Source organism: Pleurocapsa sp. PCC 7327 (assembly GCF_000317025.1).
Taxonomy (GTDB): Bacteria; Cyanobacteriota; Cyanobacteriia; order Cyanobacteriales; family Microcystaceae; genus Hydrococcus.
In genome coordinates this window covers 619935-645430 of sequence record NC_019689.1, presented here as the reverse complement: position 1 = coordinate 645430, position 25496 = coordinate 619935, and the positions used below count along the sequence as shown (strand labels likewise).

The following is a 25496-nucleotide window of genomic DNA, read 5'->3' as shown; positions in this document are numbered from 1 at the left end:
TCAAAAGCCTGCAAGCAAATGGCAACTTCGCGGTTAAAACGACTGGGAATATACTTGCGTCCCCACTGGCGCTTGATGTTATTGGGCATTTTGGCTTTATTAATTGTCAATGCCCTGGGAGTCTACATTCCTCTACTCATTCGAGACAGCATTGATGACTTGCGCAAGGCGTTTGGCTTCGAGCCGATCTGGCGTTTTGTCTGGCAGATTCTGATTCTCGCCTCGGTGATGTGGTGCATTCGCATGGTATCTCGCGTTACGATCTTTGGCGTGGGTCGCCAAGTAGAATTTGAACTCAAGCAAGGCATTTTTCAACATCTCCTCTCTCTCGAACCCACTTATTTTTCTGTCAATACATCGGGAGATTTGATGAATCGAGCCACTAGCGATGTCGATAACATTCGTCGCTTAGTGGGGTTTGCCATTTTGAGCTTAATCAACACTATCTTTGCCTATGGCTTAAGACTGCCAGCCATGCTCGCCATCGACGTTCCTTTAACGTTAGAGGCGATCGCGGTTTATCCGTTTATGCTGCTGGCAGTACAATTATTCAGCAGGCGGTTGCAGGAACAACAGCGAGACGTTCAAGAAAGACTCTCTGACCTCAGCGAGTTAATCCAAGAAGATACTAGCGGTATGGCATTGATTAAAATCTATGCCCAAGAGGAAAACGAACGCCGTGCTTTTCGCCAAAAAAATCAGCAATTATTGACGGCAAATCTTAAGCTTGCCCAAACTCGCAACGTCCTTTTTCCTCTAGTAGAAGCCCTGTCTTACGTCAGTTTTTTAATTTTGCTCGCCTTTGGAACTAGAGAAATTGCTCGTGGGGTTATCACTGTTGGCGATTTTGTGGCTCTCCTGATTTTAGTCGAACAGTTAGTCTTTCCCACGGCACTGTTGGGCTTTACTATTACTGCCTATCAGCGAGGGGAAGTTAGCATCGATCGCATAGAAGCCATTTTTCAAGCGCAGCCAAAGATTCGAGATACGTCCGAGAGTATTTCTTTGCCGCTAGAACGAGTTCGAGGCGCGATCGCGGCGCGTCAACTCAGCTATACTTATCCGGGATCGCTCCAGCCTGCCTTGAAAAATCTCAATCTTACCATCCAAGCAAGCGAAACGATCGCGATCGTCGGACCGATTGGCTGCGGCAAATCCACTCTGGCAAATGCTATCCCCCGCTTGCTCGATATCTCGCCGGGACAGTTATTCTTAGATGGCTGGGATATCACTCAGATTAAATTATCGGACTTACGACGGGCGATCTCTTACGTTCCCCAAGATAGTTTTCTCTTCAGCACCACCATCAAAGATAACATCTGCTACGGCGATCCGCTCAAGGAGCTATCCGATGTCGAACGCGCCGCCAAAATCGCACAAATTCACAATGAAATTCTTAATTTTCCGCAACAATACGAAACTATCGTCGGAGAGCGCGGAATTACTCTCTCAGGCGGCCAGCGCCAACGCACTGCACTAGCTAGGGCATTATTAATCGATGCGCCCGTATTAATTTTGGACGATGCCCTCTCTAGCGTGGACAATCAGACAGCCACTCAGATTTTACAGAACCTGTCTTCGACTCAAGAAAAAACCGTCATTTTTATCTCCCATCAGCTATCAGCAGCGGCACAAGCTGACAGAATCGTTGTCATGGATAAAGGAGAAATCGTTCAAATCGGAACCCATGCCGAATTGTTAGCAGAATCGGGACTATATCTGTCTCTGTGGCAGCAGCATCAATTGGAAGAAATCTTAGAATAAGCCCACGGAAGTTCAACCAATTTAAACCCAAAGTCTTCTCATCTTTCCTATCTGAATAAAGAGAAGTAAAGGCGAAACCTCACTTCTCTTGCTTAGATACCCCCAAGGGAATTCGAATCCCTGTCGCCTCCGTGAAAGGGAGGTGTCCTAGGCCACTAGACGATGGGGGCTTGTTATTTACACCTTTTTAACTTTAGCGAATCTTTAATAGCTTGTCAACGATCGACAAATAACGTTGCAAAAATTTTTATAGCGGTTAATAAATGCCTCGTCGCCATTGCGATAAGCGTTGTTGGGCTTGAGGATCGAGGCAATTGAATAAAAAACGACCCTGGGTTTGCTTTTTGGGTCGATGTTTGGCTCTAATCCGACAAGATACTAGCTCTACTTCACTAGCCAGACGTTGCGCTGACATCCATTCCGCGCCGTAGCCAATTGCTGTCAGGCGTTGTGCCCGGTCTGAAGTGGCAACGATTAACCTAGAAATTGAGGATGAATCCTGATGCTTAAAGGAGGCACAAACTTTTTCTATATAGGTATCTGCCGTTTGTGCAAAAGCAGTATAGTAAACCGACAGAGAGGGCGTGTAGTCTTCTTGAGAACCCGGCGTTTTCTGATAGTGGGAATCGAAAACGATTTTCGTCAACCATCCCTCATGAGCCGTGTAATTAACGAGCGCTTCTACTAATTCTCGACGTGCTGCTTCCAAACCATCGCGCTCGCGAGTTCTTTTAAGATAAGACCAAGCGCCGATGATATTATAGCCATCAACGAGTAATAGGGCACCAGAAGTAGCAGCCATTTTTATAAATAAAAGCCTTCTTCATTAACGTTATTAATAATGACGTTTACTAATTTTAACAAAAATTTAGGAGTCTCGCTCCTTAGATTGCAAAAGTCTCTGCTTGAGATGTACGGCTCCTCCGCTAGCGACCACTTTCCCATCCTCTAGCAGAAAAGCGCCGTCGCAATAATCTAATTCATCCAAGCGATGAGTTACCCATAAAGCCGTCAATCCTCTATTTTTAACGAGGCGCTGTACCTGCGCTACCAATTCTAATTGAGTGTCCGCATCCAGTAGAGCAGTTGGCTCGTCGAGCAGAAGCACCGCGCAATGACGAGCAATTTCGCCCGCAATGGCAATTCGCTGTTTTTGTCCGCCGCTGAGGGCATAAATCGGTCGCCGTTCCAAATCGAGCAAATTAACCGCTGCCAGCGCTTCTTTGACTCTGGAGCGAACCTCAATCGGCGAAAGCTTCTCTTTCACCAACCCAAACGCTACATCCGCCCCTACAGTAGGCATGACTAACTGATGGTCGGGATTTTGAAAAACAAACCCTACGGGTTGAACGATCTCAATTTCTCCACTTTGAGGAGTTAATATTCCTGCCAAAAGCCTCAACAGCGTAGATTTGCCGCTTCCATTCGTTCCCAACAACATCCAAAATTCTCCTTTTGGAACCTCTAGAGAACAGGATTGCAGTACAGGGGCGTTTGGATGCCAGCCAAAATTTAAGTCTCTAACTCGAATGGCAGGTTGATTATTGGTCATTAGAACTCGGAAGGCAAGGGGGACGGGGGGACTGGGAGACCAGGGGATAAGGAGGTCGGAAGTCAGAAGGCGGGGAAGCTACTAACAACTAATTACTAACTACTGTACGGACGGGTTTTTGACAGTAAGTGTAGGTAAGTTTCTAGGGTTTTTAGATAAACCCGCCGCTACTAACTAATCCTCAATCCAAAATCAAAAATCGAATCACTGGTCGCTGACTTTATCCTTCCGCCAAAGAAAAGAAGCCAGGAACTCGTCCGGTAGCGGCTGCACTATCTTTCTGAGAAACAATAACTGCACAGATTTGGTCGCTCATGACGGCAACTTTCTTCTCTGGTTGTTTTTCACAGGTCAACTCGATGAGCTGGGGCGCACTAGAGCGCATGGCTGCGGTTATTTTCTGATAAATTGCTTCTGCATCGGCAGCTTCTTTGCGCTGCACGGAAACAGGGATCGGCGTATACTTCAAGGTTAAGTCGATAGTGTACATAGAAGCTCCTAGGATCGATTGCTCTATTTGATTATCTGGCAGAACTCATCTCATTTCCCTACCAGATCGGGGATAAATTTTAGATTTTGTTAAGAATCGAGCTGGAAAAGTTGGAATGTTTCCTTTAATATAGTGTAAGTTAAGAAAAGTAAATTTTTCTCACATTTAGTCCGACCTTTTGCATATTCATAAAAGTAGATTGGGTCGAAATGGAGAAACAATAAATCCCGTACTTATATTGATTAGGAGATTTGCGCCATGACCATAGCAATGGGACGCGCGCAAGCACAGAGAGGATGGTTTGACGTCCTCGACGACTGGCTAAAGCGCGATCGCTTCGTCTTCATCGGCTGGTCCGGCTTACTGCTATTCCCCTGCGCCTACCTGGCACTAGGAGGATGGCTGACCGGAACCACCTTCGTCACATCTTGGTACACCCACGGACTAGCCAGCTCCTACCTAGAGGGCTGCAACTTCCTGACGGTAGCCGTATCGACTCCCGCCGATGCCTTTGGGCACTCCCTATTATTCTTGTGGGGACCAGAAGCGCAAGGCAACTTCACCCGTTGGTGTCAAATCGGGGGCTTGTGGCCCTTTGTCGCCTTGCACGGAGCCTTTGGCTTAATCGGCTTCATGTTGCGGCAATTTGAAATTGCCCGCTTAGTGGGAATCCGTCCCTACAACGCCATTGCCTTCAGCGCGCCGATAGCGGTGTTCGTGTCGGTTTTCTTAATGTATCCCCTCGGACAAAGTAGCTGGTTCTTTGCCCCCAGCTTTGGGGTAGCGGGAATCTTCCGCTTTATCTTATTTGTCCAAGGATTCCACAACTTCACCCTCAACCCGTTCCACATGATGGGAGTAGCCGGAGTATTAGGAGGAGCCTTACTGTGCGCCATTCACGGAGCCACAGTCGAGAACACCCTCTTCCAAGACTCAGACCAAGCCAATACCTTCAGAGCCTTCCAGCCAACCCAGGCAGAAGAAACCTACTCGATGGTAACGGCGAACCGATTCTGGTCGCAGATTTTCGGGATTGCCTTCTCCAACAAGCGCTGGCTGCACTTCTTCATGTTGTTCGTGCCAGTGACGGGATTGTGGATGGCCAGCATTGGCATCATAGGCATCGCCCTCAACCTGCGCGCCTATGATTTCGTCTCCCAAGAATTGCGGGCGGCTGAAGACCCGGAATTCGAGACCTTCTACACCAAGAATATCTTGTTGAACGAGGGACTGCGGGCATGGATGGCTCCGCAGGATCAGCCTCACGAGAATTTTGTCTTCCCTGAGGAGGTATTACCTCGCGGTAACGCTCTCTAAGTTACAGCAATTGCGAAGGATGAGTTTTTTTATCCTTCTAAAGTTGGTAGAAAGTATGAAAAAGCCCCCATTAGTGGGGCTTATTTTTATTTGTAACTGAGAGCGGCGCTATAAATATCTCCGACTAACAAACCACTCTACTGCTTCTTTAAGGGCGCGATCGATTGGAGATTGAGGGAGATTTAATTCTCTGACGGCTTTTGAGGCATCGTAATACATCGGCTGTTTGGACATGCGAACGCCATCGAGGGGAACGGAAGGAGATTTGCCCAAAGGAGCGAGGACTCGTTCTTCAACCCAAGCAACCGTTAAGGGCAACCAAAGCGGAATGATATTCTGAGGCGCATCTAAACCCGTAATGGTTGCTAATTGCTCTAATAATTCTTTGAGGGAAAGATTTTGATGACCTAAAATATAGCGATCGCCCCTTACTCCTTTCTCCAAAGCTAACCAATGTCCCCGCGCGACATCCCGCACGTCGATAAAGTTCAAACCCGTATTGACGTATGCAGGCATTTGCCGACGCAAAAAACGCAGAATGATATCTCCTGTCGGTGTCGGTTTAATATCCCAAGGACCGATAGGAGCAGAAGGATTGACGATGACCACATCTTGACCCATTCGAGCGGCTTTGACGGCTTCTTGCTCGGCAAAATACTTGGATTTTTTGTAGTGACCGACTAATTGTTCGACTGGACTTTGATGGGTTTCATCGACGGCTTCCCCCACTCTGCCAACCCCAATTGCAGCTACAGAACTGGTGTAAACGGTACGCTCTATCTTCGCCATTCTCGCTGCTGCTAGGACGTTGCGGGTTCCTAACACGTTTGATTCATATAGCTTTTCTCGATCTGCTTGCCAGAGAGAGTAACGGGCGGCGACGTGAAAAAGTACCTGACAACCCCGCATCTGTCTATATAAATCTGGGTCGTTGAGATCTCCTCGGACAATTTCTAGCTCTAAACCTTGCAAATTGTTCGAGTTACTGTTGGGACGCACGAGCGCTCGTACCGAGCATCCCTTTTCCAGAAGCAACCGGATGAGGTTAGCCCCGATAAATCCCGTTCCTCCTGTCACAAAAGCGCGTATCGTCATGGGTGGCAATGAGCGATCGATTTTTATAGGAATTTATTCATACAGCTCGAAAGTGTCAAGAGAAATAAGACCAGAGGGCTTTTATGGTACCGCAAAACTAAAAATTATAACTATAATTCCAAAAACTCTTGCCAGAAGACGTTAGAGTCTAATATTCTATGTAAATTAGATAAATAAAAACGATTTCTCTTTGGAGAGAAATTCTGCTAAGGGTTCTGGTGGTAGAAAAAAATGAAAAAAATATCTCTGATGATGTCTGTGGTAGTGGGAACCACAGTAGCAAATTTGGCTCTAGAATCTCAATCGGTTTATGGTGCCAACTTGAGAAATGGGGGAACTAACGAATCTGCCTTTATCCTCAACAACAGCATTACCAAAATCGGGGAAGTCGAAGGTCAAGCTGGTGGAGTCGGTAAAGAAATTTTCTTTGGTTTTAATGGTGCCAGTACGGGCACACCACAAAGCAGTATCGATCTTCAATGGATAGATGAGAAAATCTATAATTGGACGTTGACTTGGGATTCAACCAATAATAAAGCAGAATTAGCGATCGCAGAGAGTTCGGGAATAATTGGGACGCTCAACTATACGTTTGCCTCTAACGTCCTCGATCGATTCAATGCCTTTGGCTTGATTACTAGAGCCGACAATCCTAGCTCTAAAGTAGAATCTAGAACCACTATAGAACTAGCTATCAATCAAGTCGCCTTTAGCGATGATACTCGCAGAAGGCTAAATCGGTCTGTTAAATCTACTTCTGGAACCAAGCGATTTGATAAACAATTTTTTATCCTCTCTCCTAGAGATCGACAAAATGGAGTAGAAATTACTTCTATGTCAGGCACTTTTGCTATGAATTGGAACGCCATTAATCCTCAGAGGCAAAATGCTGGTTCTCGCGTAGCCTTTGAAATTAAAATGTTCGATCCCCCAGTTTCTAATTCCAATGGCGCTTCTATTGTTTCCGAAGCAGCTAAAACCCCTGAACCATCTTCAATGCTTGGTCTACTGGTTCTAGGAGCTTTAAGTACTACCGCTACAATGAAACGTAAAAGCCAATAAGAAAAAATCGAGAGCAATTAACACCAAATTACTCTCGTTCTCATCGATCTTCTTTTACCTTTTTCCAAACATTTTCGTCCACCCATCCTCTAGGAGCGTATAAAGTACGGGCACGACAATCAAACTGAGCAAAGAAGAAGTTATCAATCCCCCAATAATGACCACTGCCATTGGCTGGCGCAACTCGGCTCCGGCTCCCCATCCCAATGCGATCGGCAGCATTCCTAAAATCGTCGAGGCGGTCGTCATAATAATTGGTCGCAGGCGAACGGCTCCAGTTTCTACGAGTGCCTCTTCTCGACTCAAACCAGATTCGCGCAGTTGATTGGTATAATCCATCAAAAGTAAGGCATTTTTGTCGAGCAACCCCAATAAAAAAATCAAACCAAGTAGCGAAATGACTCCAAAGTCGCTCTGAGTCGCCAGAAGCCCTAACATAGCTCCCACAATCGACAAAGGTAAAGACAAACCGACTGCGATTGGTTCGAGCAATCTGCCGAAAAGCAATAGCAGAACTGATAACATCAGAAAAATCGATAAAGTCATCGTCGAGCCAAAACTACTCAACACGTCGCTACTGTGAGCGGAACTACCCCATCGCTTTAGGGTAATGCCTTTTGGAAATATGGATTGAGCGATTTGTTCGATTTGCCAAGCAGCATCCTCTAAGCCTTGTTGTTGGGCGAGGTTAGCGCTGAGATAGACGACTCGCTGACCGTTGAGGCGCTCGACTTCTAAGGCGTTTTCTCCTTGTTTTTCTTGTCCAGAAAGCGCTACATCGACCAAACCCGGCAATTTCTCGACGCGAGTTTCAAGCTGTTGGGCAGTTTTACGCAAAAGATTGAGGTTCTTGCCCAAGATAGCGATCTGAATTGGTTTTTCGGCTTCGGTTTGCACGAAGGGAATATCTTCAACGCTGGCGCTAACACCTTTGAGAGTTGGTAGAGCAGCGCGAATTTTGGCTTGGACTTCGGCGGTCGTCAGTTGGCGATTTTCTGCGGAAGCGCTGAATCCCTCCGGGACGCTACGCGAACGCGGATCGCGTTTGAGCCGAATATAGAGTTTGCCTTTAGTTGGATCTCCTCGCAACCCAGCTGTGGTAAAGACCGACTCCACTTCAGAAAAAGTCAAGACGACTTCTTCGAGTTGCTGACCTACCTTAATAGTTTTTCTAAGTAAAAGTCTTTCCGGAGATTTGGCTAAATTTTCCATCCAAGCGAATGCACCATTATTCGATTTTGGATTTTGGGTTTTGGTCGCCGTTGTGCTGGAATTGACTTCCAGCGGGGTGCGGCGACTGCGTTCCGCAGATTTTGGATTGGTATTAGGGGTTCCTGACTGAAATTGTCCTGCTAGCTTGGGTAGGGGAGCAGTGTAGGCGATGTTAAATTCGCCGCGATCGAGTTTGGGGATAAAACCTTTGGGAATGAGGGGAATGAGGGCAATTCCTGAGGCAAAGCTCAAGATTGCTATTGCGACTACAATTTTACGATTGTGCAGCGACCAACCAAGTAAATTCCGGTAATAATTATTGGCGATCGCGTTAGAAATCGCGCCTTGGGAATTATTCCTCGCTTCCAGTCTTTGTAAAGATTCATTGCGATTGTTTCTGGGTTTAAGCCAGTAAACTGCCAAGACGGGCGATAAAGTTCGAGCAACCAACAAGGAGAACACAACGGCGGCAGAAACAGTCAGTCCGAAGGGCTTAAAAAACTCGCCGACGGCATTTCGCATCAACGCTACTGGCACAAATACCGCGGCAATGGTTAAGGTTGACGCCGTCACTGCCAAACCGATCTCACCGGTTCCCTTGATGGCAGCCTCTCTTGAATTCTCTCCTTTCTCGACGTGGCGAGCGATATTTTCGACATCGACGATCGCGTCGTCTACAACTATCCCAATTACCAATGCCAGAGCAAGTAAAGTCATGGTTTCTAAATTAAACCCCGCGATCGCCATCACGATAAAAGTTCCCAGCAGCGATATGGGAATGGCGAGAGCAGTAATCAGGGTCGCTTTGAAATTGCGCAAAAACGGAAAAATGACTAAGATAGCCAAAACGATCGCGCCGATAAGCGCATCAATCGTTGCTTGGGTAGCTTCGCGGATGTAATCGGCTTGCGTTTCTGCTAAAACTAGCTGTAGATCAGAAAATTTGGCTTGTAATTGTTGAACGGCTTGCTCGACCTGAGTGACGACATCTAAGGTATTTGCTTGACTGCGCTTGATAATCTGGAGAGCGATCGCATCTTGCCCGTTAAAACGCACCCGCGTCGGCGAGTTAGATCTAATATCTCCCAATAGATTAACCTTGAGAACTCCCGGCAATTGCTTTATCTGCGGGACAATCTGTGCCTTAGCAATTTGAACTAATTGGCTGAGGCTTTTATTTTCGCCTTTGATAGCGTAGCTAATTGCAGACGACTCGTTGAGATCGATGGGAACTACTTCAAAGGTTGTTTTTGGCGGTAGGGAAACTTGCGTTAAAGCTTCCTTAACTTTTTCCGTGGCAGATTCTAGCTTGGTTCCTGGCACGAATAAAACCTTGACAACCGTTTGTCCGGGATAGGTAGAAGAGGAAAGTTCGTCAAGTCTTTCTAGAGATTGAAGCGGTTTTTCGATTGGTTTGGTGAGTTGGTTTTCTGTATCTAGCGTTGTTTCTATCGGTGCTTGCGCGGTGACGATTACTACAGGAAAAGTAATATCGGGAAACAAGGCATATTTGAGAGAACTAAAGGCAAAAATTCCTGCCACACTTACGGCAATCCAAAAAGCGATTGTTATTCGAGGAAATTGAATAGCAAGACGCGAAATATTCAGTCGTTCTCTCAAAGAAAGCTTGCGCGAAGACTGTTTCATCACCAAATTTAAGATAAACGCTAGCGATTGGGATTTTTCTGATTCTGAAAGATTCGTCGATTTGTCGTCGAAAAAGCTTGTTCTGTTATGGTTCTATCAAGTTATTCCTCGTACATAACTTCCTCAAAACAGGACTCTCCTACTGCTGTTAGGGTTTCTGCTGCTGCTGTATTATTTTTAGATTTTTTTACTAACGATCTAAATTCTTCAAGTGTATACTGAGAGCGAAATCGATTAATCGTGCAATTGCATAAATCTTCAGCTACGTCTTGGGGTAATTTTTCCCTAGTCGCTCGTTGAAGGCATTCTTTTCGATAATCTTCAAAAGTATATTGAGTAGATGAAGCTTGAGCTACGGATGATATTCGGCTTTTTGCTGGAGAAGATAGGGTTAGTTCCAGGATACCGATAAAAAAAAGGGTATGCAGTACTGTTTTCATAACACTTAATTAGGAGAAAAACTTTCCTGGCAAGCCAAAATAAACACCTGTCCCCCGAAAGTGTAGTCCTTTGCTCTAATCTGGTCAAATAGTCCTACTTTGACCGCCTTATAGAAAAAAGTTCCTTCTATAGAAACCGCATAGCTTTTGCTATACTAATATAGGCATTAAAGTGGCGACATAGCCAAGTGGTAAGGCAGAGGTCTGCAAAACCTTTATTCCCCGGTTCGAATCCGGGTGTCGCCTTAATTAAAGAGATCTGCAACTGGTTGGCTTACAAATCTTTGTCTCCTCATCCCTAAATCCCTTCTCTCACAAGAGGTGAAGGGAATTCAGGCAAAAGTCTTAAGTTGAAACCCCCTCTTCCAGAGCGGGAGAGGGGTTGGGGTGAGGACGATTTGAGTTTTGTCAGTCAACTAGGATCTCCAATTCAATGATGAGAAAACATCCCTAACAAATTCTTGGAAGTTGATCGCCAACCAACATATCTACGATGCGTTCGGTGCCAAATAAAGTTTGCATCAGCACCACTCCCGGCGGCGAATCGATAACCTCTCCGATAATACTTGCCTTTCCTGCGGCAGGATGTGCCCTCATAGCAGCTAGAATGGTTTGGGCGCGATCGCCAGGAACAACTACCGCCAACTTGCCTTCATTGGCTAGGTATAGGGGGTCGAGTCCCAATAGTTCGCAAATGCCTTGAACCTCTTCCCGCACAGGCATTGAAGACTCATACAGGCGTATTCCTACTTCAGAACTGAGGGCAAATTCATTGAGTACCGTTGCCAGTCCGCCGCGCGTGGCATCTCGCATTGCCCGAACCTCTGGGCAAACATCGAGAATGGCATCGACTAAGCTATTGAGTGGCTGAGAATCACTTTCGATCGCGCTAGAGAGGGCAAGTTCGCCGCGGGCAATTAAAATAGCTGCCCCATGATCGCCGAGATAGCCATTGACGATAATTTTGTCTCCCGGCTGGAGGTTGCGAGCAGAAATGGAAACTTCAGGGCGAATTACGCCAATTCCTGTCGTATTAATAAAAATTTTGTCAGCCGAACCTCGATGAACGACTTTCGTGTCGCCCGTGACGATTTTTACGCCAGCCGCATCAGCCGCCGCTTTCATACTTCTAGCTACTTGACGCAGCGCGTCTACGGGCAATCCTTCTTCGAGAATCATACTACAGGAAAGGTAGAAAGGTTTTGCGCCGCTGACGGCGAGATCGTTTACCGTGCCGTGTACGGCTAAGGAACCAATATCGCCGCCTGGGAAAAAAATCGGATCGACGACGTAGGAATCGGTCGTGAAAGCCAAGCGATCGCCAGCAGCGAGTAACTCTGCTAAACCGATCCTAGCTTGGTCTTCTAGTTCTGCCAGTAGGGGATTATCAAAGCTACCGACAAAAATATCGTCAATTAAGTCGCGCATTGCTTTACCGCCGCTACCGTGAGCGAGGGTAATGTTAGTATCCCGTACCTTGGCGCGACGGCGACGAACCCGTTCGACTTTTTGGAAAAGGGGATGATGAGTCGGGTTAGTTGGATTATGAGTCATAGGAGCTGCCATCTCGATGCATAAAAATCCAAGCGCCAGCGCGAGCTGTAGCAATTAGGTCATCATCGGGGTAATTGACTATATCATGGCAAGTGCGATCGCCAATCTCTAAGTAAATGACATCTGTACTAGAATGATTGAGTCAATGATGACCATTTGCTTCTCCTGCCGGAAATCCTGCTGCCATTCCCGATCTTAAAATTTGTTCGCCAGCATTGGTTACTAGCGTAGCTTCACCTTCCAAAATATAGATAAATTCATCTTGTTTCGTATGCCAGTGACGCAGCGCAGAACGGCTTCCCGGTTTGAGTTTGACTAGATTGACCCCAAAATTTTTGAGCTTAGCCACATTCCCCAACCGTTTCTTTACTCTTCCTGCGACTAGGGATTTAAATTGTTCGGGGTAATTTGAACCTCTTCGTTCGGGTACGTCTTTAGGGTCGATTATCATAATTACGCGCTAGCTGGTTTATACAACGTGAGGCAAACTTCAGCAGGATCGATGACAACGAACTCTTTCATACTCCACGGTTTTGTTTCCAGCTTACCGTTTGGATGAATGATATCCTTACTCTTACTCTGAAATTCTTCATAAAGTCGTGCTAAAAAACTTTGATATCTAATCAGTTGGCTCGACAAAAGACGCAAGCGATCGTGCAAGTCAGCGATCGCGGCATTGGCATTCCTCTGCTCCAACAAGCTCGCATCTTTGAACGCTTCTATCGCGTCGATGAATCCCGCAGTCGGACCACGGGAGGGGCGGGACGGGATTGGAACTCTCGATTGTCAAAACCCTGGTGGAGGGAATGGGCAGCAGCATTTCCTTGCATTCTCAACCTGCCAAAGGAAGTACCTTTAGCGTTACTTTTCCCTTCTCTAACCGAATCGCTTAACTTTCGCGATCGAGTGCGTTAGACTTAACGTTAATGCACTTTTAGGATTTGTTAATAATTACTTAGCATGAAAAAAGCATCTAATAATACGTCTGGAGATTTTGAACGCAAAAAATTAGATGTCGATCTCTTAACAGTTTCATTAATTGCTTTGCTTATAACAATAGCTATTTATTTAATTGTACTTCCTTTTAGAACTTCTTTTATTGGTATTCTATTATATGACCGAGGTCTGACCCAACCTTTTGCAATCTATTTTGCATGTATTGTAGCAACTTTAAATTTTCTCAAGTTTATCAAGTTGCAAAAAGAGTTGAAAGCACTCAAAAATTTTTGGATTCCTGAAACTATTCAGTTAGGCGATCCCAATGCTAAAGATATCGTACAAGTACAAAAAACTCTAGCAAGAGATGGTCGTTTAATTGCAATTCGTTGCAGCCGCGTTATTGCTACTTATATTCAGTCAGGCAATCGAAAAGCAGCATCAGAATTAGCTTTAGATGATTCATCTTTTTATGTTAGTGCTTCGGAGTCATCCTATACTTTCCCGCGCATTTTGATTTGGGCAATTCCCTTATTAGGATTTATCGGCACGGTTTTCGGGATAAGTGAAGCCGTTAATGGATTTTCTGGGTTACTAGAAAAAGCGGCAGATGTCGAGCAAATTAAAGAAGGAATTGGAACGGTTACTACTGGTTTGGCAATTGCTTTTGATACGACGCTATTAGCCTTATTTCTTAGCGTTTTAGTGATGATTCCCTTAGTAGCGCTCGAGCGTCTTGAATCTCGATTATTATTGGGAATTGATGTTTATATTAACGACCACCTTCTGCCTCGTTTTAAAGATAAAACCGATCTCGACGAACAAGCGATCGATCGCGCGATCGATAAAGCTGTTAAAGAACATTTACCAGAGCCTGAAGCTTTAATTAAACCCGCCCATGAATATGCTCGACAAGCAGTAGCAACTTTAGCCCAAAACTTCGTCAGCGAAGTGAGCAAACTGCAAGAGGTTCATTCTAAACTTATCGAACAAATCGGTCAAGTAAATCGTATGGCTCTTGAAGACAGATATGCTTATACAACTGCCTTAGAAAAACAAAAAAATACCAATCAAAACTTGATCGCAGAAATTCGCAGCATTGTTGAAGCGATCGAAGGAAATAATGTATCTGTTTTGGAAAAACAGAAAGAAATCCATCAAAATTTGCTGGGAGAAATTCGCGCTATAATTGGGACAGTAAAAACAACTCATGCAGAAATGTCAACAAGTTTTGTCAGTCAAACGCAACAAATTAGCGCTCGACTCGAACGCGCTTCGCAAATGCTAGGAACTCGCATAGCTGATTTAGAAAAAGCAGCCATGCAACTATCAGAAATCAATCGACTTACACAAAGTCTAGAACGGGTTTTAGCCTCGCTAGAACAAGCTCGCTATCTAAATCAGGCACTAATAGAAATTAGAGAAAGTTTGATCCAGCTTAAGCCCGCATTAGAAAAAATGAGCAAGCCCCGCATTATTACATTCGTCGATTCAGAAGAATAAAATCCAAAATTAGTATTCAATTATGAGCAGACGTTCTCATTCTCATCAATCTATTGAAACAGAATTATTTCCTTTTCTATCTGTTCTTGCTTGTACTATTGGGACGTTAATTCTCTTAATTATCGTTCTAACAATGCAGCTTTTTACCAGCCAACGGGAAGTGACCATAGTTGCTAAAAATGAAACCAATGAAATTGGTAAAAATAGAAGTAAAACTCCTCACTATATTGAATGTCGCCGAGACGGAGTGATTATTCATCCCAGTCAAAAATTTGTTGCCCAAGAAAATTTGGAAGAGCCAAATTCTGCTTTAATTAACTTGATTAACGAAGTAAAAGCAAAACGCGATCGCGAGTATGTAATCGTTGCTCTCCGACCAGATGGGCTTGAAGTTTTTCAAAAAGTTAGAGATTTAATCGAAAAAGAAGAAATCGATATCGGTTACGAACCCATTGAAAAAGATTGGAAACTTAAAATAAATAATTAATCTTTTTCAAGCTACTGTATTACCAGTCAGGATCTAGAAACCCAAATGAACCGAAGAAGACATTTAAAACCTGCCCGTCCCACCCAAAATTTAGATTCATTCTTAGATATTCTGACTAATACCGTCGGAGTGTTAATGTTTATCAGCTTGTTTATTAGTCTGATCTCGATTCAAGCCAGTACGACAATTCGCACTCCTTTAGTTTCTAAAAGTGAGAAAAAAGCACACTATTTTGAGGTTCGCGGCAAGAGAGTTACTTATCTAGACGATGCAGCAATCGATCGCCAGCTAACTATTTTAGTCTCATCTTTGCCCAGATGCGATCGCCCCGATATCCCTCAGAATCTGGATTCAGATTTCTACCAATACTATCTCAGCGATATAGAAGAATACGAAGTTTGCACGAATAAAGTCTTCGAGAGATTGAAAGGCTTTCGAGCACAGACGAAAAATTACAACGTGCGATTAGTTGGCGTAGATGCCATAATGTACGAACCCACAGGAGAAAATAGCGGCGAAACGATCAAAGAAATCGCCAAATCTGATTCCGAATTCGGAACCGTCTTAAAAAAGCTCAATCCTCAAACCGATTATCTCGCTTTTATCGTCAGACCGGATAGCTTTTCTGCTTTTCGCGCCGCCAGACAACAAGCTTGGGAAAAAGGCTTTGAAATCGGTTGGGAACCTCAGTCAGTAGAGAAATCGATTGTCTTTAACATTTCCGGTTCGGGCGGCAGAGCGGTGGGCGTGCAATAGATTAGGATAAATACTTAAAATAGACGCGATCGCTGTTTAGCGCTACTTATTAAAAAATTCCTAAATTTAGAATAATTAGATGGAACGAAAAAAAATTTGTGTATTACACTATAACAATATATTCGGAAAAAATCTCAGGCTACTCGTGCTTGGACTGTCTATTCTAAGAGTCTCTGCTGTCTAGGATTGAGGTAGATCGCTGGGAACTCTGACACGTAACCCAATCGATCGCTCATTGGTGTGAGGTTAGTTAATCGCGGCAAGTACGAAAATTAACTCTCTGGACTGATAGACGAGTTAAGCAAAAGTTCTAAGATCGAAAGCAAGTCAAGCTTGAAGTCTTCTTCCTCTAAAAGTCATGAGTTTCTTTTCTAAGACTCAGCAAAAAATTCCGGTCGCTCTTTGGAGGAGTGGCTTTACAGTTGAGGCTGGTAAAAGAAGCTAATCACAGCCTAAGTCGAGCAGGATCTTATCTAGCGTGTGATTTAGATCGTAGGCGCAAAGACTCTGAAATGACATCTTAATAAGTAGCGTCCCCAAAAATCGAGTAGACAGTCTAAAGACTGGCTGAGACGATCTATTTTCCGAAATCATCTCATTTAAAAATGGAGTTTGAAGATAAGGATGTGAAAAAAAATATGAACGTTACTCATTCTCATTTACTGCGCTTTTTACAAGAAGAATTGGCTTTGCCTGCCGATTCCCTAGCGATCGCACAACGATCTGCCGAACAAGATCGAGGTCCGCTGCCAATGATTCTCTGGCAATACGGTTTAATCACCCTAGAAGAATTAGACCGGATTTATGACTGGCTCGAAGAGATTTAACGTCAGCGAACATTGGCAAGGAGTAAATCGTTAATGTCTGGACAACTCAATTTTAGAGACAACTATTTCTCTCTGGATTTCGGTTTAAAACATCGATTGCCAAAACCCTCAAATATAACTTCAAAGCGGGTCGATTTAAGACCCGCTCTTTTTTTCCCTCAAAGCCTCGATAGCTATAAGCGCGTTTAAATTCATTACTGTTCCTTTAGATCTAGATCGCGCTTGTGTAGCGGATCGGAAGTTTGTTGAAGATAATGTACTTTACAAGTAGCTCCGCGATACTTTCCTTCTATCTCCACTTCAGTGACGCTACTGGTAGAAGCCGGAGGTTCGTAGGTGACACCGCGATACTTGCGGATCGTTTTTCTCTCAACTTCATTGGGTGTAGAAGTAACACGGAAAACGTCGGCTTTCTCTTGCTGTTCTGTCTCAAGCTGACTTTCAAACTCTAGTTTCAACCAGAATTGTCTGACAATAATAAAAACCAAAACAAGTATTAAAAGCTGAACTTGCCAGGGTGCCATAACCAGAGATGCAAGGAGACTCATAATCGTCAATGCGCCAGTTAAATAGGCGATTTCATCGGCGGATTTTTGAGAGATGTAGCCACTTATCAGACCAGTAGTTAGGGGAATCAAGAAAAGCCAGCGCATAATTGCTACCTCGATGCCAAAGTAGAAATGTTTTAGCGAGTATATAAAGCGATCGCTACTTTGTGAATTCAGTGAATTCAATTAATTATCCTATTTTTTTATGTCTTAGATCTGCTCGATATTTTCCGTAATCTTAAGTACATAATTTAGCCTTGACGCACCTATCTTCATAAAAAATTTAAAAAAATGGGCAATAAATTTAAAGTTTCCGTGAAGTTTTGATTTTTTTCTGGCTTTTAGCTGGCGAATTCTCCATAATAAATACGAATAATAACTATTACAGCTTGTAGTCCTATATAGAATTAACCACGATATCCTGACAAGAACCTCTATGCATTCATCCGTTAGCTCTCTAATTCGGACATCTTACCTAGAACAACCGATCGCAGAGCAAGCAGTTCATCCCTCCGTCTATAGCAAAAGGAAACGCTTAATCGATATTGCAGGAGCTTTAGTAGGACTAGGAATTACTGCTATTTTGACCGTTCCCATTGCCATTGCAATGCAAGTCACCAGTCCGGGCCCTATTTTTTACAGTCAGGTTCGCTGTGGGTTGAGGGGAAAACCCTTCCGAATCTGGAAATTTCGCTCCATGGTAGTAGATGCCGACCAAAAAAAACATTTAGTTCAAAATCAAGCTCAAGGACATATCTTCAAAAACGAAAACGACCCTCGCATTACTCGCGTTGGCAGATTTCTCCGTCGCACTAGCTTAGATGAATTGCCCCAATTTTGGAACGTTTTGATGGGAGAAATGAGTTTGGTAGGAACTCGCCCGCCTACCCCCGATGAAGTTCAAAAATATGACAGCCATCATTTCGAGCGTCTTAAGGTCAAACCGGGCATGACCGGAGAATGGCAAGCCAAGGGTCGCTCTAACGTAAAAGATTTTGAAGATATCGTTCGCATGGATATCGACTACCAACGCCAATGGTCTATTCTATACGACCTCTATCTGATTTTCAGGACGATTGCCGTCGTATTCGCGGGTCGAGGAGCGTATTGAGGAAAGTAAAAAGTTAGAAGTAAAAAGGCAAAATAATAGAGAGAGAATTGCAAGGGCAAATTACTGTTTTTGATTCTTACCTTTTGCCTTTTACCTTGACCGATGAACTTACCAAACTGGATCACGTTTTCTCGTCTATTAGGATTGCCATTTATCTTCTATTTTTTACAGGTGCCAACCCCTCAAAATCGCTGGATTGGCTTGGCAATCTTTTTGTTAGCAGCTAGTACTGATTGGGTTGATGGCTATTTAGCACGCCAACTCAACCAAATAACGGAACTGGGAAAGTTTCTCGATCCTTTGGTAGATAAGTTACTGGTACTAGCTACTCTGTTAGTCTTAATTGAGTTAGAGAAAATTCCTGCTTGGGGAGTTTTTTTAATTTTAGGACGAGAATTGGCGATCGCGGGGTGGCGCGTCAATCCCAATTTGACAGGCGAAAGCTCTATTAAAGGTGCTAATTTCTGGGGCAAACTAAAAACTGTCAGTCAAATAATCGCCGTTGCGCTTTTGATTGCCCCATTATCAGAAGCATGGACTATCCCGTCACTGGTCGCTTTTTGGATTTCCGTTCTTCTTACTTTGATTTCTGGCGTTATTTATCTGTTACCCCAAAAAAGTAGCTATTCCTCTTCAGCCGGCTAAAAATTTGCTATTTCTAGCATCCTCGACTAACTAAATTCACCCAGGACAAAGAGGAATGTACGGCATTAAATAACCGTTGGTCGGCTATCCATAACTCTATGCCCAAGCGTTCTGCTAAAGCCAGGCCCATGCTCGGATAGCGGCTTCGCTTTCACAGTCCATAACTCTATGCCCAAGCGTTCTGCTAAAGCCAGATAATGAGCGTCGTAAGTCGCCGGAATATTATAATGCTGCGCGATTTTCAATGCTTGTCTGTGAAGGTCAGCATCTCCATAAAATCTAATGCCGAGCTTCAAAGCTCATTCCACAAGCTGTTCTATTTCTTCTATGGTAATTTGTCCGGCTCTACTGTACTGATACAACCCATTACTAACTTCATACATAATCAAGGTAGGCGCAACGATGGTAGCGTTTGACGCTTGCCATTGATTCCACCTTTGGTCGTAGGGAGAATCTGTATCTTGGCTAGTCAATAGCCGGATAATAAAACTCGTATCGACACAAATCATGACTAGAACTTATCATCCTGCTGTCGATCTTCCGAGCGAGCTAAAGAGGGAAAACACGCTTGCATTAATTGTTCGGTGCGATCCTCTCGCATTTAGTGAATGATTTCTTCTGGGGTTGGTTCGAGAGGCTTCCCTTTACGACGAGCAAAAATTTTTGCCCGAACCTCCAATAATTTTTGATATTCTTGTTGCCAATTCTTTTTAGATTGAAGCCTTTCCTCTAAAAGCGCCTGTTCTTCTGGCGTAAGAGATTGAATGATTTGGACTAAAGAATTGACTAATTTCGTATTCATACATTCTCGATCCATCTATTTTTCACTTATTGATGCTTGTCTAATTTATATGATAAATCTTTCGATCCCAGAAACTTTACCATTCCCATGAACGAAAAGCTGCTGATGGAAGCGCTTTCTGAGAATCGGAATAATTATAAGTACCGTTTTGAGGGTCTTGAGGTTGTTCTAACAAGAGGCTGCGAATGAATCTCGCGATCGCTTTTTGCACTAATTTCTCGACTATTTGTTGACCCATTTGTTGAGTTTCTGGCTTAGTTACCAGTTGCGTTAGCATGGTTAGCAGATGCATTGGATCGAATCCGGGCGTTTCTTGCAAGATACGCAAGATGTTTTTTAGATGTTCGATAGTCTGAGAATTCTTCCTCAACTCTGGGGGAGTTTCTTGCACGGCTACTCCCACTTGTTCGCGAACGGCAGCCGACCAATTAAACAAAGTTCGACGACCAAAAATATCGATCGCATTAACTAATTCATCGACTAATTTTTCCCGAATAAATGTACCGCGATCCGAAAAGAGAAAATCGACTGCTTGATTTAGTGCGCTACTGAAATCGTAGTCGGGAGAATTTTTGGCATTTCGCAATAAATTTTCCAGTCGATTCCAGCGAAAACTACCTTCTTTAAATAAGAGGTCGCGCAAGGACGATCGCAATTGCGGGGAAGGATCGGTAAGCAAGCGTTTAGCGATATAAGGATAGGCTTTACTCAGAACTTTAAAGTTAGGGTCAATGCCGATCGCAATTCCTTCTAAAGTTACCATCGAACGAATAATTAAAGCATAATATGCCGGAACTCTGAAGGGAAATTCATACATCATTTCCGACATTTGATCGGTGATGCTTTTGAAATTTAACTCTGCTACGCTTGCTCCTAAAGCATTTCCAAATACCTTCGCTAAAGCAGGAATAATTGGACTTAAATCGGTATCGGGCTTAAGAAAATCTAACTTGACATAATCATAAGCCAAAGCTTCAAAATCTCGGTTCACTAAATGCACGACTGCTTCGATCAAACCGTAGCGTTGATAAGGCTTGATATTGCTCATCATGCCAAAGTCTATATAAGCTAATTTTCCATCGGTCGTAGCCAATAGATTGCCAGGGTGAGGATCGGCATGGAAAAAACCGTGTTCTAGCAGTTGGCGTAGAGAACAATTAACGCCTACTTCTACTAAATGGGCGGCATTAATTCCTTGTGCTTCAATGGCTTTAATATTAGTTAGTTTTGTCCCGTCGATCCATTCCATTGTCAGAACGCGCCGTCCCGTGTATTCCCAATAAATTTTAGGCACGTAAATTTCAGGAAGATGCCCATAGAGTTCGGCAAATTTTTCTGCATTTTTTCCTTCGTGGCAATAATTCATTTCTTCAAAAATTCGGCTGGCGAGTTCGTCAGTAATTGCTACTAAATCGGAACGGATTTGCTTAAGATTTTTCTGCGCCCAGCCAGCCAAAGAACGCATGATATAAATATCTAAAGTAATGCGTCGAGCTAAATCGGGACGCTGAACTTTAACGGCAACTTTTTCTCCTGTTTTCAACCGTCCTTGATAGACTTGTCCTAGAGAAGCAGCCGCGATCGGTTTTTCAGACAGTTCTGCATAGATTTCGTCTGGTTTGGCACCGAGTTCTTCTTCAATAAAGCGATAAGCAATTTCATTAGGAAATGAAGGTAGTTGATCTTGTAGCGTGGTTAATTCCTGAAGATAAGCTGGTGGGACCAAATCGGGTCGCGTCGAGAGAGCTTGCCCTACTTTAATATAAGTAGGTCCCAAATTCGTCAACATTTCTCTGAGTTGAATAGCTCGTTTTTGTTGATTGCGTTCGAGTCTTCCGCTAATTTTGTCCGTCCATAGCCTGAAAGCAAAAAAAATAAGCGGCAAAACAATCTCAATCAATCGTCCTAAAACCTGGAAGGGACGAGAGCGATAATAGGTATTAATAACGTCTGGATGGTAGCGCCAACTTTCAGGATCCTTATCGTTTACCGGTCCTAAGTTTTCTCTGTGTTTTTCTGGAATGTGCAGCGGCCGATCTTCAATCGTTACAATCTCAAGAGATTGTAACGTTGGCGATAGAGTAGTTTGTGACATAAGCTTAAATCCAGGCGTTTGCAGATAGACCCTTTTAATAAAAGGTTAGGATATAGTTTGTCTTTTCTCTTTGTAAACTATTGTAACAACTTCCCTTCCAAGTCGTATTGGTAAATTAAATAAAGTGTGAGTAGTTTAGGAAGCTATAATAACTGATTTCACTTTACTCCAAGGGAAGTTGACAAGGGGATCGCTTCTTAGAATTCTCTATTTTGAATTCAGAATTTAAAATGCTTTCTTGCTTGCGGATAAAAAACTTTGCTCTGATCGACCAACTAGAACTGGAATTCAGTCGGGGGTTAACCGTCCTGACTGGGGAAACAGGCGCGGGAAAGTCGATTATTTTAGATGCAATTGACATTGCTTTGGGGGGGAAAGCGAATAACCGCCTAATTCGGCAAGGCGCTCAACAGGCAATTGTAGAAGCGACGTTTCGGGTTAATGCCGACGTTCGAGCTTGGCTTCAAGAGTTAGAGATCGATCTGTTAGAGGATGAAAGCGTGGTTTGCTCTAGAGAATTGACCGTTGTGGGAGATTCTTTGCGATCGCGTTCTCGGATCAATGGCATACTCGCTAATCGTCAGTTGATGGCGAAATTGCGCGATCGCCTGGTAGAAATTACCGCTCAGGGTCAAACCGTGCAATTAATGGACTCTAGCATGCAACGAGAGTTGCTCGATCTCTATGGTGGCACACCCCTCTGGCAACAGCGCGAAATAGTCGCCTCTACCTATAATATCGCTCAAGCGGCTAGATCGGCTTTAGAAAAACGCCGTCAATCGGAGCAGCAAAGACTACAACGACTAGATTTACTAAACTATCAAGTCAAAGAACTAGAGTCTGCTAACTTGAGCGATCCACAAGAACTCGAACAACTCGAACAAGAACGCGATCGCCTCGCTCATGTCGTCGATTTGCAACAATTGAGCTATCAGGCTAACCAGATTCTCTACCAAAGCGATAGCGAACAACCCGCCGTTGCCGATCTATTGGGACAAGCGGAATCTATCTTAATGGACATGACTAAATATGACGAAGGGATCGAACCGATTCTAGAAATCATTAGAATGGCACTCAATGAAGTCATCGAAGCGGGACATCAAATTAATACCTATGGCGACGGATTAGAAGCCGATCCCGAACGACTCGCAGAAGTAGAAGAAAGAATTCTTTTCCTAAAACGCCTCTGCCGCAAATATGGAGCGAGTTTAGCCGAAGTCATTTCCTATTATCAACAACTACAGCAAGAACTTGCCGAATTAACCGATAGCGATCGATCGGTAGAAAAATTAGAAGCTGAAGATCGAATCGCTCGAGAAAATTTAAATCAAGCTTGTCAAGAGCTAACCAAGTTACGCCAACAAGTCGCTACTAAATTAGAGAAACAGTTGACTGAAGAATTAAAACCCTTGGCAATGGATAAGGTAGTTTTTGTGTGTCAAATCGATCCTTGCCCTCCCACTGCGACGGGTAGCGATCGCGTTGTTTTTTATTTTAGTCCCAATGCGGGAGAAAAAATTCAACCGCTTGCTAGTACCGCTTCTGGCGGCGAAATGAGCCGATTTTTACTCGCGCTCAAAGCGTGTTTTTCTGACTCCGAAAAGCAATCGGGGACGTTAATTTTTGACGAAATCGATGCGGGAGTATCGGGAAAAGTCGCTCAGGCAATTGCTGAAAAACTTCATCATTTAAGTCAAAAACATCAGGTTTTGTGCGTTACTCACCAACCCTTAGTAGCAGCAATGGCAGATTCCCATTTTCGCGTAGATAAACAAATTATTGAAGAATTCCCCTCGGACATACAAGATAATAACGGTCAGAGTCATCTGCCAGAAATTCGGACGGTTGTAAGGGTGAGTTCGCTAGAAAATCTTCAGATGCGGCGCGAGGAACTGGCACAACTGACAGGAGGACATTCGGCAGAAGATGCGATCGCGTTTGCAGAGTCTTTGTTGGCGAAAGCTCAAGCGGCGAAAGGGTTGAGCGTAGGAGAGTCTCACGCAGAGGCGCAGAGGCGCAGAGGGAGGAGAAAGCGTTAATCTCAATATGATTATATGATTCGAGCTACTTTAGAACAAATCCAACAAATTCGCGCTCATGCAGAAAACACTTATCCTGAAGAATGTTGCGGTTTGCTGATAGGGAAGATTGAGGGAGAAAACAAAATTCTGATAGAAGTGATAGCGACAGAAAATAGCTGGGATGCAGAAGCAGCAGAGTTTTTGTCCGTAGAGGCTGGGAGTAAGCGAAATCGCTTCAGCATTGCGCCAGAGGTTTTGCTTCGGGTACAGAAGGAAACGCGCGATCGCAATTTATCTATTATTGGCATCTATCATTCTCATCCCGACCATCCCGCCATTCCCTCAGAATTTGACCGCGCGATCGCTTGGCAGCAATACTCGTATATGATAATATCCCTAAGTCAGGGACGTGCCGTAGAGATACGCAGTTGGTTTTTGGATGAAAATCGTCAATTTAAACCTGAAAACAATTTCTCTAACCAACTATAGCTAATTTTCCTATTGGTTCACAATTTTAAAACCTTTGGTAATTATACCAACCATGACAATTCTCGCTCAATCGCCTAGATGTCCGCTATCAGATAAGGCGATGAAACCTTGGATGTCTATGCCTATCGATTGGCTGAAAGGCAAACCCACTCCCTATGGAGAAATTTATTGGTGTGAGGAATCCCAATACGGACTTGTAATGCCGCGTCCGGATCGAGAATCGGTACGAAGCTTTTACGATTTGAAAGCTTATTATACTCACGGAAGCAATCATGTTACAGAAAGTGAAAAAAATACCTTTCTAGATCGGCTTCGCGTTAATATTGCCTGGAAATTCGATCGAGGAACTGAAATAACAGCCAATTTTATCGATCGCTGCCTCGCGGGTAAAATATCTAGGATTTGTGAAATCGGTTGCGGCAACGGCGAATTAATACAACAACTAAAAGAGATCGGACATAAGGTTTGCGGGATAGAACCCGATGAAAAAGCGCTTGCCTTTCTCAAAGACCTAGATGTTTATCCTGGGACAGCAGAAGAAATTCCCACAGCCATTATGTCGCGCTCTTTCGATCTTGTTATTATCAAACACGTTCTCGAACATTGCCTCGATCCTTTAGTAGCTTTAAGGAATGCATACCAGCTACTTCGTTCGGGTGGGATGTTAATCTGCGAAGTCCCCAACAATTGTGCGCTGCAACTGTCTTATGATGGAGTCACTTGGCCCTTTCTCGATATACCGCGCCACCTAAACTTCTTTACACCTACAAGTCTGCGTACAATTTGCGAGAAATCGGGGTTTAAGACGCAGTCCTTATTTTTTAGAGGCTTTACTCGGCAATTTAGTAATTCCTGGATTAATACACAGGCTTCGATTTGGGATCGCCTTAGAGATGCTCGAGCTCAAACCGCTGCCCGTCCATTACCGAAGAGAATCTCCCAAATCCGCGTCTGGAAACACTTATTTTTTTCTTTATTGGCTTCTGCTGAAAAGAAATATGACTCTGTTGGTATCATAGCAATACGACCATGAACCTTCCAAGTTAGTTTTTTTGGAGCCTTGTGTTGCAGAAACGAAAGGAAGCGATCGTCTAGAGAAGCCATTGGCAGACCGAATAAGGCATTTAAGAACATTTGCTGAAG

At 43.9% G+C, this 25496-nt stretch carries 23 protein-coding genes, 2 tRNA genes and 2 pseudogenes; 14 read left to right on the top strand and 13 right to left on the bottom strand.

The annotated features are described in order from the left end of the window. Positions 1-18 precede the first annotated feature (18 nt). Positions 19-1764, top strand: coding sequence for an ABC transporter ATP-binding protein (locus PLE7327_RS02800; RefSeq protein ID WP_015142344.1), 1746 nt, complete (start codon positions 19-21; stop codon positions 1762-1764). Between the two features lie 97 nt (positions 1765-1861). Here PLE7327_RS02800 and PLE7327_RS02795 read toward each other — a convergent pair. The 4 genes from PLE7327_RS02795 to PLE7327_RS02780 all read right to left on the bottom strand — a co-directional run bounded on the left by PLE7327_RS02795 (position 1862) and on the right by PLE7327_RS02780 (position 3806). Next, a tRNA-Glu gene (locus PLE7327_RS02795) sits at positions 1862-1934 on the bottom strand. A gap of 86 nt (positions 1935-2020) precedes the next feature. Next, positions 2021-2566, bottom strand: coding sequence for an NYN domain-containing protein (locus PLE7327_RS02790; protein ID WP_015142343.1), 546 nt, complete (start codon positions 2564-2566; stop codon positions 2021-2023). A gap of 66 nt (positions 2567-2632) precedes the next feature. Next, positions 2633-3316 carry an energy-coupling factor ABC transporter ATP-binding protein gene (locus tag PLE7327_RS02785; protein WP_015142342.1) on the bottom strand — a complete coding sequence of 228 codons (684 nt, stop codon included), beginning with the start codon at positions 3314-3316 and terminating at the stop codon, positions 2633-2635. 220 nt (positions 3317-3536) lie between these two features. Further along, entirely contained in the window at positions 3537-3806 is a 270-nt protein-coding gene (locus PLE7327_RS02780; protein ID WP_015142341.1) for a hypothetical protein, read from the bottom strand. Between the two features lie 258 nt (positions 3807-4064). Here PLE7327_RS02780 and psbD point away from each other — a divergent pair, with 258 nt between their 5' ends. Further along, positions 4065-5123: a photosystem II D2 protein (photosystem q(a) protein) gene (psbD, locus tag PLE7327_RS02775; RefSeq protein WP_015142340.1), complete on the top strand. Its 1059-nt coding sequence runs from the start codon at positions 4065-4067 to the stop codon at positions 5121-5123. Between the two features lie 108 nt (positions 5124-5231). On the opposite strand, the gene hpnA is transcribed toward psbD, so the two are convergent. Then, entirely contained in the window at positions 5232-6218 is a 987-nt protein-coding gene (hpnA, locus tag PLE7327_RS02770) for a hopanoid-associated sugar epimerase (RefSeq protein WP_015142339.1), read from the bottom strand. 231 nt (positions 6219-6449) lie between these two features. On the opposite strand from hpnA, the gene PLE7327_RS02765 reads away from it, so the two are divergent. Then, a complete protein-coding gene (locus tag PLE7327_RS02765; RefSeq protein WP_041391808.1) occupies positions 6450-7280 on the top strand; it encodes a PEP-CTERM sorting domain-containing protein in 831 nt (276 codons plus the stop codon). A gap of 54 nt (positions 7281-7334) precedes the next feature. Here the strand turns inward: PLE7327_RS02765 and PLE7327_RS02760 are convergent, their stop codons facing one another. Together PLE7327_RS02760 and PLE7327_RS02755 are read right to left on the bottom strand one after the other, a co-directional pair. Beyond that, positions 7335-10139 (bottom strand): efflux RND transporter permease subunit, encoded by a 2805-nt coding sequence (locus PLE7327_RS02760; RefSeq protein WP_015142337.1) that lies wholly within the window; start codon positions 10137-10139, stop codon positions 7335-7337. Between the two features lie 101 nt (positions 10140-10240). Further along, on the bottom strand, positions 10241-10579 hold the full coding sequence (locus tag PLE7327_RS02755; protein ID WP_015142336.1) for a hypothetical protein: 339 nt from the start codon (positions 10577-10579) through the stop codon (positions 10241-10243). Between the two features lie 174 nt (positions 10580-10753). On the opposite strand from PLE7327_RS02755, the gene PLE7327_RS02750 reads away from it, so the two are divergent. Continuing rightward, a tRNA-Cys gene (locus PLE7327_RS02750) sits at positions 10754-10825 on the top strand. 204 nt (positions 10826-11029) lie between these two features. Here the strand turns inward: PLE7327_RS02750 and hypE are convergent. Both hypE and PLE7327_RS02740 read right to left on the bottom strand, forming a co-directional pair. Next, positions 11030-12133, bottom strand: coding sequence for a hydrogenase expression/formation protein HypE (hypE, locus tag PLE7327_RS02745; protein WP_041391806.1), 1104 nt, complete (start codon positions 12131-12133; stop codon positions 11030-11032). Further along, a pseudogene (locus PLE7327_RS02740) lies at positions 12123-12584 on the bottom strand (cupin domain-containing protein). The gene hypE and the pseudogene PLE7327_RS02740 overlap by 11 nt, the downstream one beginning before the upstream one ends. A gap of 173 nt (positions 12585-12757) precedes the next feature. Between PLE7327_RS02740 and PLE7327_RS26325 the strand changes: the two are divergent. From PLE7327_RS26325 to PLE7327_RS02710, 5 genes and pseudogenes are all read left to right on the top strand, one after another. Beyond that, positions 12758-13026 (top strand): annotated as a pseudogene (locus PLE7327_RS26325) (sensor histidine kinase); the annotation flags it as partial. A gap of 313 nt (positions 13027-13339) precedes the next feature. After that, positions 13340-14572, top strand: a complete 1233-nt coding sequence (locus PLE7327_RS02725; RefSeq protein ID WP_217523316.1) for a MotA/TolQ/ExbB proton channel family protein — start codon at positions 13340-13342, stop codon at positions 14570-14572. A gap of 22 nt (positions 14573-14594) precedes the next feature. Then, complete coding sequence (locus PLE7327_RS02720; protein ID WP_015142333.1) at positions 14595-15059, top strand: hypothetical protein; 465 nt, start codon at positions 14595-14597, stop codon at positions 15057-15059. A 45-nt stretch (positions 15060-15104) separates the two neighbouring features. Then, complete coding sequence (locus tag PLE7327_RS02715) at positions 15105-15815, top strand: hypothetical protein (RefSeq protein WP_015142332.1); 711 nt, start codon at positions 15105-15107, stop codon at positions 15813-15815. A 638-nt stretch (positions 15816-16453) separates the two neighbouring features. Next, positions 16454-16642: a DUF2949 domain-containing protein gene (locus tag PLE7327_RS02710; RefSeq protein ID WP_041392677.1), complete on the top strand. Its 189-nt coding sequence runs from the start codon at positions 16454-16456 to the stop codon at positions 16640-16642. A gap of 194 nt (positions 16643-16836) precedes the next feature. Here the strand turns inward: PLE7327_RS02710 and PLE7327_RS02705 are convergent, their stop codons facing one another. Beyond that, the gene (locus PLE7327_RS02705) at positions 16837-17376 is read right to left on the bottom strand and encodes a DUF4278 domain-containing protein (protein ID WP_186005363.1); all 540 of its coding nucleotides are present in this window, start codon (positions 17374-17376) and stop codon (positions 16837-16839) included. Positions 17377-17626: 250 nt separating this feature from the next. On the opposite strand from PLE7327_RS02705, the gene PLE7327_RS02700 reads away from it, so the two are divergent. Further along, on the top strand, positions 17627-18301 hold the full coding sequence (locus PLE7327_RS02700; protein WP_015142328.1) for a sugar transferase: 675 nt from the start codon (positions 17627-17629) through the stop codon (positions 18299-18301). Positions 18302-18403: 102 nt separating this feature from the next. Further along, complete coding sequence (gene pgsA, locus PLE7327_RS02695) at positions 18404-18946, top strand: CDP-diacylglycerol--glycerol-3-phosphate 3-phosphatidyltransferase (protein WP_015142327.1); 543 nt, start codon at positions 18404-18406, stop codon at positions 18944-18946. 299 nt (positions 18947-19245) lie between these two features. Here pgsA and PLE7327_RS22515 read toward each other — a convergent pair whose 3' ends face one another. The 3 genes from PLE7327_RS22515 to PLE7327_RS02680 all read right to left on the bottom strand — a co-directional run bounded on the left by PLE7327_RS22515 (position 19246) and on the right by PLE7327_RS02680 (position 21843). After that, positions 19246-19455, bottom strand: a complete 210-nt coding sequence (locus PLE7327_RS22515) for a type II toxin-antitoxin system VapC family toxin (RefSeq protein ID WP_051036373.1) — start codon at positions 19453-19455, stop codon at positions 19246-19248. Positions 19456-19547: 92 nt separating this feature from the next. Continuing rightward, complete coding sequence (locus PLE7327_RS02685) at positions 19548-19748, bottom strand: hypothetical protein (RefSeq protein ID WP_015142326.1); 201 nt, start codon at positions 19746-19748, stop codon at positions 19548-19550. 76 nt (positions 19749-19824) lie between these two features. Continuing rightward, complete coding sequence (locus tag PLE7327_RS02680; RefSeq protein ID WP_015142325.1) at positions 19825-21843, bottom strand: AarF/ABC1/UbiB kinase family protein; 2019 nt, start codon at positions 21841-21843, stop codon at positions 19825-19827. A 230-nt stretch (positions 21844-22073) separates the two neighbouring features. Between PLE7327_RS02680 and recN the strand changes: the two genes are divergently transcribed. The 3 genes from recN (at position 22074) to PLE7327_RS02665 (ending at position 25386) form a co-directional block, all read left to right on the top strand. Continuing rightward, a complete protein-coding gene (gene recN / locus PLE7327_RS02675; protein ID WP_015142324.1) occupies positions 22074-23882 on the top strand; it encodes a DNA repair protein RecN in 1809 nt (602 codons plus the stop codon). A 15-nt stretch (positions 23883-23897) separates the two neighbouring features. Then, the gene (locus PLE7327_RS02670) at positions 23898-24353 is read left to right on the top strand and encodes a Mov34/MPN/PAD-1 family protein (RefSeq protein WP_015142323.1); all 456 of its coding nucleotides are present in this window, start codon (positions 23898-23900) and stop codon (positions 24351-24353) included. A gap of 112 nt (positions 24354-24465) precedes the next feature. Continuing rightward, positions 24466-25386 (top strand): bifunctional 2-polyprenyl-6-hydroxyphenol methylase/3-demethylubiquinol 3-O-methyltransferase UbiG, encoded by a 921-nt coding sequence (locus PLE7327_RS02665; protein WP_186005362.1) that lies wholly within the window; start codon positions 24466-24468, stop codon positions 25384-25386. Positions 25387-25496 lie beyond the last annotated feature (110 nt).

Excerpts from the sequence above, each read along its gene's own strand:
- PLE7327_RS02800 (WP_015142344.1), top strand. The coding sequence starts at position 19 with ATGGCAACTTCGCGGTTAAAACGACTGGGAATATACTTGCGTCCCCAC.
- PLE7327_RS02790 (WP_015142343.1), bottom strand. The coding sequence starts at position 2,566 with ATGGCTGCTACTTCTGGTGCCCTATTACTCGTTGATGGCTATAATATC.
- PLE7327_RS02785 (WP_015142342.1), bottom strand. The coding sequence starts at position 3,316 with ATGACCAATAATCAACCTGCCATTCGAGTTAGAGACTTAAATTTTGGC.
- PLE7327_RS02780 (WP_015142341.1), bottom strand. The coding sequence starts at position 3,806 with ATGTACACTATCGACTTAACCTTGAAGTATACGCCGATCCCTGTTTCC.
- psbD (WP_015142340.1), top strand. The coding sequence starts at position 4,065 with ATGACCATAGCAATGGGACGCGCGCAAGCACAGAGAGGATGGTTTGAC.
- hpnA (WP_015142339.1), bottom strand. The coding sequence starts at position 6,218 with ATGACGATACGCGCTTTTGTGACAGGAGGAACGGGATTTATCGGGGCT.
- PLE7327_RS02765 (WP_041391808.1), top strand. The coding sequence starts at position 6,450 with ATGAAAAAAATATCTCTGATGATGTCTGTGGTAGTGGGAACCACAGTA.
- PLE7327_RS02760 (WP_015142337.1), bottom strand. The coding sequence starts at position 10,139 with ATGAAACAGTCTTCGCGCAAGCTTTCTTTGAGAGAACGACTGAATATT.
- PLE7327_RS02755 (WP_015142336.1), bottom strand. The coding sequence starts at position 10,579 with ATGAAAACAGTACTGCATACCCTTTTTTTTATCGGTATCCTGGAACTA.
- hypE (WP_041391806.1), bottom strand. The coding sequence starts at position 12,133 with ATGACTCATAATCCAACTAACCCGACTCATCATCCCCTTTTCCAAAAA.
- PLE7327_RS02720 (WP_015142333.1), top strand. The coding sequence starts at position 14,595 with ATGAGCAGACGTTCTCATTCTCATCAATCTATTGAAACAGAATTATTT.
- PLE7327_RS02715 (WP_015142332.1), top strand. The coding sequence starts at position 15,105 with ATGAACCGAAGAAGACATTTAAAACCTGCCCGTCCCACCCAAAATTTA.
- PLE7327_RS02710 (WP_041392677.1), top strand. The coding sequence starts at position 16,454 with ATGAACGTTACTCATTCTCATTTACTGCGCTTTTTACAAGAAGAATTG.
- PLE7327_RS02700 (WP_015142328.1), top strand. The coding sequence starts at position 17,627 with ATGCATTCATCCGTTAGCTCTCTAATTCGGACATCTTACCTAGAACAA.
- pgsA (WP_015142327.1), top strand. The coding sequence starts at position 18,404 with ATGAACTTACCAAACTGGATCACGTTTTCTCGTCTATTAGGATTGCCA.
- PLE7327_RS22515 (WP_051036373.1), bottom strand. The coding sequence starts at position 19,455 with ATGATTTGTGTCGATACGAGTTTTATTATCCGGCTATTGACTAGCCAA.
- PLE7327_RS02685 (WP_015142326.1), bottom strand. The coding sequence starts at position 19,748 with ATGAATACGAAATTAGTCAATTCTTTAGTCCAAATCATTCAATCTCTT.
- PLE7327_RS02680 (WP_015142325.1), bottom strand. The coding sequence starts at position 21,843 with ATGTCACAAACTACTCTATCGCCAACGTTACAATCTCTTGAGATTGTA.
- recN (WP_015142324.1), top strand. The coding sequence starts at position 22,074 with ATGCTTTCTTGCTTGCGGATAAAAAACTTTGCTCTGATCGACCAACTA.
- PLE7327_RS02670 (WP_015142323.1), top strand. The coding sequence starts at position 23,898 with ATGATTCGAGCTACTTTAGAACAAATCCAACAAATTCGCGCTCATGCA.
- PLE7327_RS02665 (WP_186005362.1), top strand. The coding sequence starts at position 24,466 with ATGTCTATGCCTATCGATTGGCTGAAAGGCAAACCCACTCCCTATGGA.